The sequence below is a fragment of the Erwinia papayae genome, assembly GCF_058241465.1.
The window spans coordinates 471,869-482,755 of sequence record NZ_JBZCHT010000002.1; the positions used below are offsets into that span (position 1 = coordinate 471,869).

Annotated in this window: 9 protein-coding genes and 1 pseudogene; 2 read left to right on the forward strand and 8 right to left on the reverse strand. The window is 51.6% G+C overall.

Annotation, left to right across the window (positions count from 1 at the left end):
• Positions 1 to 232 precede the first annotated feature (232 nt).
• From AC3RPL_RS02135 to dnaB, 4 genes are all read right to left on the reverse strand, one after another.
• Positions 233 to 706 carry an Lrp/AsnC family transcriptional regulator gene (locus AC3RPL_RS02135; protein WP_034934998.1) on the reverse strand — a complete coding sequence of 158 codons (474 nt, stop codon included), beginning with the start codon at positions 704 to 706 and terminating at the stop codon, positions 233 to 235.
• Positions 707 to 902: 196 nt separating this feature from the next.
• Entirely contained in the window at positions 903 to 3,065 is a 2,163-nt protein-coding gene (locus AC3RPL_RS02140) for a S8 family peptidase (RefSeq protein WP_490738809.1), read from the reverse strand.
• Positions 3,066 to 3,239: 174 nt separating this feature from the next.
• On the reverse strand, positions 3,240 to 3,752 hold the full coding sequence (locus AC3RPL_RS02145) for a hypothetical protein (protein WP_490738810.1): 513 nt from the start codon (positions 3,750 to 3,752) through the stop codon (positions 3,240 to 3,242).
• Positions 3,753 to 4,206: 454 nt separating this feature from the next.
• Positions 4,207 to 5,622, reverse strand: coding sequence for a replicative DNA helicase (dnaB, locus tag AC3RPL_RS02150; protein ID WP_034935001.1), 1,416 nt, complete (start codon positions 5,620 to 5,622; stop codon positions 4,207 to 4,209).
• A 101-nt stretch (positions 5,623 to 5,723) separates the two neighbouring features.
• Between dnaB and AC3RPL_RS02155 the strand changes: the two genes are divergently transcribed.
• Positions 5,724 to 6,704: a quinone oxidoreductase gene (locus AC3RPL_RS02155; RefSeq protein ID WP_490738811.1), complete on the forward strand. Its 981-nt coding sequence runs from the start codon at positions 5,724 to 5,726 to the stop codon at positions 6,702 to 6,704.
• A 223-nt stretch (positions 6,705 to 6,927) separates the two neighbouring features.
• On the opposite strand, the gene pspG is transcribed toward AC3RPL_RS02155, so the two are convergent.
• Both pspG and dusA read right to left on the reverse strand, forming a co-directional pair.
• The gene (pspG, locus tag AC3RPL_RS02160) at positions 6,928 to 7,158 is read right to left on the reverse strand and encodes an envelope stress response protein PspG (RefSeq protein ID WP_490738812.1); all 231 of its coding nucleotides are present in this window, start codon (positions 7,156 to 7,158) and stop codon (positions 6,928 to 6,930) included.
• Between the two features lie 172 nt (positions 7,159 to 7,330).
• Positions 7,331 to 8,380: a tRNA dihydrouridine(20/20a) synthase DusA gene (dusA, locus tag AC3RPL_RS02165; RefSeq protein ID WP_490738813.1), complete on the reverse strand. Its 1,050-nt coding sequence runs from the start codon at positions 8,378 to 8,380 to the stop codon at positions 7,331 to 7,333.
• 89 nt (positions 8,381 to 8,469) lie between these two features.
• Here dusA and AC3RPL_RS02170 point away from each other — a divergent pair, with 89 nt between their 5' ends.
• Entirely contained in the window at positions 8,470 to 9,567 is a 1,098-nt protein-coding gene (locus AC3RPL_RS02170) for a tyrosine-type recombinase/integrase (protein ID WP_490738814.1), read from the forward strand.
• 6 nt (positions 9,568 to 9,573) lie between these two features.
• On the opposite strand, the gene AC3RPL_RS02175 is transcribed toward AC3RPL_RS02170, so the two are convergent.
• Together AC3RPL_RS02175 and AC3RPL_RS02180 are read right to left on the reverse strand one after the other, a co-directional pair.
• Positions 9,574 to 10,017: a tail fiber assembly protein gene (locus AC3RPL_RS02175; RefSeq protein ID WP_490738815.1), complete on the reverse strand. Its 444-nt coding sequence runs from the start codon at positions 10,015 to 10,017 to the stop codon at positions 9,574 to 9,576.
• 1 nt (position 10,018) lies between these two features.
• Positions 10,019 to 10,887 (reverse strand): annotated as a pseudogene (locus AC3RPL_RS02180) (hypothetical protein); the annotation flags it as partial.

The window sequence follows — 10,887 nt, forward strand, 5'->3', positions numbered from 1 at the left end:
GAAATAATCACAGAATCAGCAAAATTCACACCAGGCTGGCAGGAAAAATTGCGACCTCAACGGCCTCCAGCCTAAGATACTGAATGCAAAAATCTTTATTTTTAATTTTCGTGCAATAAAGATGCAAAAAACAACTAAATAACGCATATAAGACCATAAACACGCACAAAATCCGCATATCACAGCCGTGAAACGCACTGATTCATTGCATGACGCACTAAACTGGTGCACGTCAGGCAGGCTGAGTCGGGATCATCATGCCGTTTTCTTTCAGGCGAGTGAGCACCACCGACGTTTTCACATGTGAAACGCTTTGATGACCGGCGACTAACTGGCTGATTAACGCACTGAGCCCGGCCAGATCGGCCACCGCCACCTTCAGCAGGTAATCAGCATCGCCGGTAGTCTTCCACGCATCCACGATAGCAGGCTGCTCTGCCACCATGCGGTGAAAGCTGTCAACATAGTCGGCGGTGTGATTAATCAGGCGCACTTCAATCAGGCCAATCATACTCAGCCCCAGTGCATCAGGCGATAACCGGGCATGATAACCGAGGATCAGGCCCGCCTGTTCAAGACCGATACGGCGTCGTGAACATTGCGAAGCGGAAAGCCCCACCAGGTCGCTCAGTTCCTGATTGGTCAGACGACCATTGCTCTCCAGCAGCGTCAGCATCTTAAGGTCATACTCATCGATCTGGGTCATTATCCATCCGTCAGCTAATCAGATTCTCAGGCCGGACAGATAACCGCAAATTTTGCCCTGTTGTCCAACACTATTTTCCCGACTGTCGGCAGGCGGGATGACAAGGGAAAGGCCAGCAGCACGCTAACGCGCTGCGCGGTAAATGCAAAAAACCGGCAGGGACAGCCCATGCCGGGTAAGTGTTCAGTTCATAACATCAGATGCGGGTCCAGGGTTTGGCATCGCCACTGGCCGCGCCGGTGGTGCTTTCCAGCCCAGGCTCGACGCCGGCAGAAATCCACCATTTGGCCAGATAATTGCCGCCTTTATGGCTGACCCGCTCGCCCCCGGAGTAGCTTCTGTTCGCCACCCACTGTGGATAGAGCGGCGTAGTGTCCGCCTCATCACTACCCTGATCGCTATCAGTTCCGTCTTCTGAGGCGGGTACAATCATCAGGCCAACCGCATCGCTTACCTGATAAGCGCCAGTCAGGCTGACCGAAATCTGGCTGAGCGTCTCCTGAGCCACCTCGGGGAATCGCACCAGGGTACGCTGCTGCCGGGGCGTTGACAGGGTTTCTCTTGCCGTCGTCAGCCAGTGAAAATTGACGTTTTCTGTATCCACACCTGACGGCATCAGAACTGAAAAAGCCAGTTCACTTCCGGCAACAGCCTTAATGCGCATCTGCGCAATCGGTGCGACTTCGATGCCGTGATCATCTTTATCCTGCGTATCATCATCACTTTGGTCATCGCTGGCATCATCCAGATTAGCGTCCAGCCACGCCAGCGCTTTCGTTACATCAGGCTGATAGCCCACGCCATCGCTGACGCCAGCGTTACTGCCGGTTTTAGCTATCAGATCACGCATTTCCAGGCCGTCGAGATAAACACCAAATTTGCGTTTAGCGTAAGACTGAATCAAAGCCAGCGCCCCAGTCACCAGCGGTGTGGCACTGGATGTGCCATTAAAGCCTGCGGTGTAGTTATGGTTGTTGCCGGGCAACGTCTGTAAGCCACTGTAACCGGTGGTGGTCACCTGATGCCCCCAGGAGCAAATTAGCGAACTGACATTGTTATAATTGGAAAAGGCCAGACGACGCCCCGTGTTGCTGGCAACAGCGCCTGCGAGGAAAATACCGCTGTCGCCATAATCGGTTAAAAAGCCTGCCTGCGGGCTAAGATCGGTGCCCCCATTACCGGCAGCCAGTACCACCACTACCCCACGCCGGGACAGCTGGTTCAGCCTGTCCCAGATGCTTCTCGAATGTATCCACGGCAGATAGCGTCCATTAACCACCAGCTGGATATTCAGCCCTACAATATCGCCGGGCTGCGCGTTCTGAACGATGAGGTTAAGATCGCCGGTATCATAAAAGTTAAACTGGCTACCATGCGCAATGCCGGTGACCCCAAAGGCGTTGTCTGTCGCCGCAATACAACCCGTTGCCGCCGTACCATGATTACAATCCTGCGTTTCGGCGCGGCTGTTTATCACATTGATACTACCCTGCAGGTCTTCATGATTACGGTATACACCGAAATCCAGAAAATGGATGGTGGCAAAGCGCCCGGTTTCACCTGCCTGCCACGCCGCCCGAACATTGAGACTACGGCCACTGTTCAGATAGGTCTGGAGATGAGAGAAATCAGGGGTGCCGACGCTGCTTCGCCCCAGCGTCGTTGCCGTGCCCTCTGCCAGACGCGGCGCGGAGGTTTCTTCCAGCAATTTTGGAGGCAGCAGATCTGTGGTATCCGGATTGAGTGAGCAGACGTCAATATACGCCAGCGTTTCCAGCTCACTGGCTATCAGTTTTAACTCGCCAAAATCGCCGCTGGCCACCACCTGGTACAAATCGGCAAGGTGCGGATTATCATCGCCAGGAAATACAGCAGCAATCGCATGGCGGTTAGTTCTGGCAACATCGGCCAGATGTTGTTTTTTGAATGCCGCAAACAGTGGCGTGGCGGCATCGTCCTGGTTATAAAAATGTTCAACGCCGCCCGGGAAAAACTGAATCTCCAGAAAATAGTGACTGATGTTGTCACAGCTCCGGGAAGCATCTTTAATCGTGCTGGTTTCGGCCAGCGTCTGAATACTTTTTAGCAGTCGTGGTTGAGCATGGATGTGCAGCTTACGGCTCAGAACGCGCGGTTGATTGTCACCATCCAGAATATCAGCTCTTAATTCAAATTCACCTGCGGTCTGTCCGCTGAATTTAACGGTGATACCCGCACTCTGGCTACTTTGTTGCGCGACCAACACCTGATTGCAATAAAGCGACAGGGTAATGCAACTGACCGGCAGTTCAGAATGGAGCCGGGCATAAATACAACCATCAAATTTCAGGCTGCGGTAAACTTCAAGAAACTCTTTCATTACAGTCACCTTGAGATAAATATTATTTTTGCTTCTTCAGCAATAAGTCCGGCAAAGAGAATAAACACTTGATTTTTATCCGAAGTGAAAATAATTAATTTCTGCGCCGGGTATAGCGTGCATTTTTGATAGAAAATATTTTTTAATATTCCTGTAGCGATAAATATAAAATAATCAGATTTGCATCCACGGCAGAGAATTACCGGATGCCGGCCCCGTGGTAGTGGGCAATCCAGGTTCAACTCCTGCGGCTATCCACCATTTCGCCTGATAATTAGCCCCTTTATGACTTACACGACTTTGCCCCTGATAAATAGAGGTGGGATTCCACAGTGGATATTGTGGGGTACTGTCGTCACTGTCGCTGTCCGCTCCGCCTTCTGATGGCATGACCAGCACCGGCCAGCTGCGCTGTGCCACAGCGCCAACACGATTGGTTACCATCAGCGTAATATTCACTCTGGTGGTGGTTGCCACTTCCGGCATCAGGATTTCGGTATCAACGCTATTGGCAGAGGTGACAACAGCCTTAGCGTCCGCCTGCCAGTGGTAATTCAGCGAGGCTCTTTCCGCATCAGAATGTGGCTGTACGGCACTTAAGGCCACACGGCTTCCTCCGGCTACTTCCAGCGCGATAGTGGCCGTCCGCACCCCGGACGATATTAATGACTGGCTATTCTTTTTCATACTCACACGAAGACCTTTTCGGTAGTTGGAAAATGTTTTTTGCATATGGCGGAATTTACCGCACGGTTCAGTGCAAAAAAGAATGTTGTTCAGCAACCCGCAAAGCTTTACCAAAAAGAGATCGTCTGGCTAATGAAAAATAATTAAAAACGCCAGGTGAAAATCAAAAAAAGCAGGATTTTATTATCGCCCGGTTTAAAAAGGTAATTTTCGGAACATGATTTGATGTAAAAAATAATCTTCAGGGCGCGGTGATGAGAGGTTAATAATAAAATTTCTTATACAGGATTATCGACGCAAACTGCCGGAGGAGAAAACATAAATGATAAGCGAAATCATCCCTGGTGGTCTGGCAGGAGAGAGATAATAAACATTACGCTTAATTAAGTGAGAAAAGGCTCTGAGAATCGATGCTCAGAGCCATCAGACGGGAAACGCCTGCGGCGCAGACGACTTACTCTTCGTCGTACTGCGGTCCGGCATAATTATCAAAACGGGACCACTGACCATTAAAGGTCAGCCTTACGGTGCCGATCGGGCCGTTACGCTGTTTACCCAGAATGATTTCCGCAATGCCTTTCAAATCGCTGTTTTCGTGATAAACCTCATCACGATAGATAAACATGATCAGGTCAGCATCCTGCTCAATGGAGCCGGATTCACGCAGGTCGGAGTTGACCGGGCGTTTATCGGCACGCTGCTCAAGCGAACGGTTTAGCTGCGACAGCGCCACTACCGGCACCTGTAACTCTTTCGCCAGCGCCTTCAGGGAACGGGAGATTTCGGCAATTTCCAGCGTACGGTTATCTGACAACGACGGCACCCGCATCAGTTGCAGGTAGTCGATCATAATCAGGCTCAGGCCACCATGTTCACGAAAGATACGCCGTGCTCGCGAACGAACTTCTGTCGGCGTCAGGCCGGAGGAGTCATCAATAAACATGTTCTTTTTCTCCAGCAGAATACCCATGGTGCTGGAGATGCGCGCCCAGTCTTCATCATCTAACTGACCGGTACGAATACGGGTTTGATCCACCCGCGACAACGAGGCCAGCATACGCATCATAATCTGCTCGCCGGGCATTTCGAGACTGAAGATCAACACCGGCTTGTCCTGCAACATCGCCGCATTTTCGCAGAGATTCATCGCAAAGGTGGTTTTACCCATCGATGGACGCGCGGCGACGATGATCAGATCGGAGCGTTGCAGACCCGCCGTTTTTTTATTCAGATCCTGATAGCCGGTATCCACGCCCGTCACACCGTCGTGCGGCGTCTGGTAAAGCGATTCGATCCTGGAAATGGTCGCCTCAAGGATCTGATCAACACTCTTTGGCCCCTCATCTTTATTCGCCCGGTTTTCCGCGATCTGAAAAACACGGGATTCGGCGAGATCGAGCAGATCTTCGCTGGTACGCCCCTGTGGATCATATCCCGCATCGGCGATCTCATTGGCAACGGCGATCATCTCACGCACCACCGCACGTTCACGCACAATGTCCGCATAAGCGCCGATATTCGCCGCACTTGGCGTATTTTTAGCTAACTCCGCCAGATAGGCGAAGCCACCCACCATGCTCAGCTCACCTTTGGTTTCCATTGATTCCGAAAGGGTGATCAGATCGATGGGCTTACCCTGCTCCAGCAGGCGCTGCATTTCACTGAAAATCATCCGGTGTGGCCGACTGAAAAAGTCCTGTGCCACCACCCGTTCGGAGACGTTATCCCAACGTTCATTGTCCAGCATCAACCCGCCCAACACGGATTGCTCCGCTTCCAGAGAATGGGGCGGCAATTTCAGCCCTTCCATTTGCCGGTCACGCGGCTCACGGTTTTCAGCGGATTTGTTGGAGGGTTTATTTCCTGCCATAGTGATGAGATACCAAAAATCTGAGGGGGAGAAGTGCGCAAGTATACCCGTTCGCCCCCCTTTCGTCCTCTCTCAATGATGCACAATCAACAGGAGTGATCATGGCAAAACGTATACAAATCAGCCAGCATGGCGGCCCGGAAGTCATGCAGATGATTGATGTGGCGATCCCCGAGCCGGCAGCGGGTGAAGTGATCGTGGAGAATAAGGCGATTGGCATCAATTACATCGATACCTATATACGTAGCGGATTATATCCGACACCCCTACCTGCCGGATTAGGCACCGAAGCGGCAGGCGTGGTGATAAGCGTTGGCGCAGGCGTCACTACATTTAAAGAGGGCGACCGCGTCGTCTATGCACAATCAGCCTTGGGTGCCTACAGCGAATATCATGCGGTACACAGCGACAAGCTGGCGCTGTTGCCTGATGCCATCTCTTATCAACAGGCGGCCGCATCGTTTCTGAAAGGGCTGACGGTGCATTACCTGCTGCGCCAGACGTATGTCGTCCAGCCGGAGGAAATTTTCCTGTTTCAGGCAGCGGCAGGCGGCGTGGGGCTGATTGCCTGTCAGTGGGCGAAAGCGCTGGGTGCCCATCTGATCGGAACGGTTGGCTCAGCGGAAAAAGCCGCGAGGGCAATGCAAGCCGGGGCGTGGGCGATCATTAACTATCGGGAAGAAAATGTCGCGCAGCGCGTCAGCGAACTGACCCAGGGAAAAAAGGTGCGGGTGGTGTATGATTCGGTGGGCAAAGAGACCTGGGAGGCCTCACTGGATTCCCTGCAACGTCGCGGGCTGATGGTCAGCTTTGGTAACGCTTCCGGGCCGGTCACCGGCGTGAATCTGGGCATTCTGAATCAGAAAGGCTCGCTGTATGTCACCCGCCCGTCACTTAACGGTTACATCACCACGCGGGAAGCACTGCATACGGCCAGCAACGAGCTGTTTTCACTGATTGCCAGCGGCGCGATCCAGGTGGATGTCCCCGAACATCAGATGTTTGCACTGAGTGACGCACAGCAGGCGCATAAAATGCTGGAAAGCCGTGCCACTCAGGGCTCCTGCCTGCTTATTCCCTGACGCCAGAAACGAACAGGGCTTCCCACAGGAAGCCCTTTTTTCTTTTTTTAGTTCGCGCTGTTTGTAGGGTCAGCGGCAATGAATTCATTTAAATTCAGCGGGAATTATCCTGACAGAATTCATAAGTAAAAAATATGTTTAACTGGAAAAATCACTGAACAATATCTCAGGTTGTGATCCAGACCGCACCCGCGGCGTTAATAATATCGCCAACAGATTGAAATCACCGGATTAATCTGTCCCGGGATTTCGACTGAGGTTTCTGAAAAGCACGATAAATCCACACCGCTATCACCGCCAGCAGCAACCACGGTAGCATTTTGATAACAAATGTAAGCATACCGCCGACAACCATTAAAATGGTGGCGACAATCAGCGCGGCAATAATGGCAGGCACCGTAATGCCAATCACCAGCAACATCACAAAAAAACCAACCACAAATAAGATTTCCATCTGGACGCTCCGCAATAAGGTACAACACCTCTGTTACAAGATACGTGCCAGCTTCGTGTCAGGAATAACGTGCTGATTTTAATTGATATTAATTACGCGCTGAAGATGATAGTGGTGAAATTCACCACTATATGGTGAGGGTTTAACACGCATTCTGTTCCCCGGGCCGCGGTCAGACCGTTGTTGGCATCTTATCTGCCACCAGGGCCAGCGCCTGTTCCAGCGTTGTGATGCCCGCGCCAGGTTTGTGGGCATTTTCGCTCAGATGGCGTCGCCACTGCCGTGCGCCGGGGATCCCCTGAAATAAACCCAGCATATGGCGAGTGATGTGACCCAGATAAGTTCCCTGCGCCAGTTCTTGTTCAATGTACGGATACATTGAACGAACCACCGCCACCGGATCAACCGCCGGTCGATCGCAGCCAAACAGCTCAGCATCCACCCTCGCCAGCAGGCCGGGATTCTGATAAGCCTCGCGCCCCATCATCACGCCATCAACATGTTGCAGATGCACTTTTGCCTCTGCCAGCGACTTCACACCGCCATTGATTGAAATTGTCAGGTGGGGAAAATCCCGCTTAAGCTGGTAGACACGCTGATAATCCAGCGGCGGGATTTCCCGGTTTTCTTTCGGGCTGAGTCCGGACAGCCAGGCTTTACGCGCGTGAATAATAAACATCTCACAGCCGCCTTTTTCGGAAACCTGACGGATAAAATCACACAGGAACTCATAGCTGTCCTGCTCGTCGATGCCGATGCGGGTTTTAACCGTTACCGGAATAGCGACCTTATCGCGCATTGCTTTAATCCCGTCAGCGACCAGCGCCGCTTCGCCCATCAGACAGGCACCAAAGCGTCCGTTCTGCACACGATCGGACGGGCATCCAACGTTGAGATTAATTTCGTTGTAACCACGCGCCTCTGCCTGCACGGCACACTGCGCCAGCGCGGCAGGATCAAATCCGCCCAGTTGCAGGGCAACAGGCTGTTCCTCCGGATTCCAGGCCAGATAATCCCCTTTGCCATGAATAATTGCGCCGGTGGTGACCATCTCGGTATACAGCAGCGTCTGGCGCGTCAGTTGACGATGGAAATAGCGGCAGTGGCGATCGGTCCAGTCGAGCATCGGGGCGACGCTGAAGCGGTGAGGGCCGTATTTTGGCGCTAAGCCGCTATTTACACTGGATTGGTGGGGATTACGATACTCTTTATTTTCGTGCATTTTTTATCTTTATGTCGTATTTTTTCTTTATCAGCACCCCCAGCAGCACCCCTTATTTATGGGGTGCTGAATGAAGGTAAAGGAAAATCATGGCCTACTATAGCATAGAAAAACGGCAACGCGCCGATGGTACTTTACGCTACCGCTGTACGGTGGGAGTTAAAGAAGGTGGGAAATACATCTGGAGGGAAAACCGGACATTCAGTAAACAGGCACATGCAAAAACGTGGGGTGCTGGCAGGGTTGCTGAACTGGAAACAAATGGGGTGCCGACTGCCAATGACATAAATAAAATGACTGTTGGTGACCTGTTAAAACGCTACATCAATGATCCCAATCTGGGTGGCAAAGCCGGACGCACAAAACGCTATGTACTGGATATGTTGCTGGACTGTGACATATCCGAAATGCCCCTTGCAGACCTGTCAACAAGCCACGTTATTGAGCACTGTCGCCAGCGTAACGGTGCTGGTGCCGGCCCTTCCACCATAAACCACGATGTGAGTTATCTGTCTTCCGTTCTTGCGTCCGCTAAACCTGTCTGGGGTATCGAATACACAACTAATCCTGCAACCGATGCAAGACCGCTACTGCTCCAGATGGGGCTGATCGGCAAATCCAGACGCCGCAGCCGCCGCCCGGTTAGCAACGAATTAGACAGATTGCTTGCAGGGCTGGAGGCCAGAAGCGATCACGTCGCGGCAAAAATACCCTTCGTTGATATTCTTAACTTTTCAATCCTGAGCTGTATGAGGGTAGGCGAAGTATGCAAAATTCGCTGGGATGATGTGGAAGAAAAACAAAAGGCGGTGCTGGTCAGAGACAGAAAAGATCCACGCAAAAAGTCTGGCAACCATATGCTGGTTCCGCTGCTCGGAGAAGCCTGGAATATCGTGCAGCGACAACCCAGAAACAGCGAATTGATTTTTCCCTATAATTCCCGCTCTGTCACCGCTGGTTTTCAGCGCGTCAGAAAAGCGCTGGGTATAGAAGACTTGCGATATCATGACCTGCGCCGCGAAGGAGCCAGCCGACTTTTCGAAGCAGGGTTCAGCATAGAAGAAGTGGCCCAGGTAACCGGTCATAGATCGCTTAACGTACTGTGGCAGGTTTACACAGAGCTGTATCCGAAGTCACTTCATGAAAAATTCAACATCCTGAGCACAAATGGAATTAAACAGACTTGAAGTCGTTTATGATCCTTCCTCAATCGGCGCTGTTGGTAATTCCTTCGTTCCATCCCCCGCAGCAATGTAAGCACGTAGCGCTTTGCGGTAAGTCGTCCAGGTTGCTTTTTCGGCTTTCACATATTCTTCAGTGTTCGTGTCGTTGTAATCGTCATCATCAATGCGTTGTTGCAGTGCTGTGATGTGCTCAGACGCGGAATCGTACTCTGTCTGAGCCTTCTGTAAATTTTCAATCGCGGGATCAGGCTCTGGGTTTTTCTCAAGGTGCGGGCCTGTCTCATCAAACAAGCCATAGTAGCCATCAGGGGGATTGAAGAAGGCTGTGTAATCTTCATCGCTGATGGGTTTTAGGTCGTCAGGCAGCGATCCCGCTTCAACGTATGGCTTCTGCCCTTCCTCATCTGCCGGATAAAATCCCAGAGTTTTTAAGCTGTACATATTTTTCGACATGTCAGAATCCTATTGCGATGTAGTTGATGCGCACTGTGCTGTTTGTCTGCCTGTTAGTCCCGTTAAAAACGGCATAATCAAATCCCGTTATTCGGTTGCTGTTATAGTTGATTACCATAATGCTGATGCCTGATTGATAGGCTATAACGGGAATACAGGCAATGCAGACGTTTGCGAATGTGTTCGGGTAATTGACAGTACCTTCACCTGACGCATTTGTTGTGGTAACAACAGAATCAACGACCACACGCATGTTCCTGTCGGTAAAAGGCAGTGTGAAACTGTTGTAGGTACTGATCATTCCGGCGTTAGTCAGAAATGCCTGGGCGCTTTTTTGTCCCGTGCCGCCCTGCGCTACAGACAACGCTGTAGTCAGACCGGATAGAGATGTGATGTCGCTGTTAGCGCCGCTGGCCGCTTTGCCGTTGATGCCATTGTTGATTGTTTGCTGCATTGCAGGCCAGCTGGGGCCGGTCACATTCGTGTTATCCGGCAAATTAACGGTTATGTTGCCTGATGCAGTGTAGAACTGCTGCCAGTTGGCCTTATCCAGAATCATTCCCCGCGTCATCCGGGCAACGTCATCCAGCACTTTTTGAGTGATGGCAACCTGAAGCGTAGCGGGAACAGCGTACCAGGCTACGCCGCTGGCATCCGGGCCGGTGTACGCCGTGCCAATGGTGAGAGATGTATCTGACGCGATTGCGGAAACCACCAGAGTATAAGGAGCGCCACCGATGATAACGCCGATGAAATCACCGGTTTTCAGATCAGTGGTAAACGCTGTTCCGGTTCCGTTAACCGCTGCTGAATTATTAGTTACTGCGAGTGTGCCTGCTGACATGCATTTCTCCGGGCAATAAAAAACCC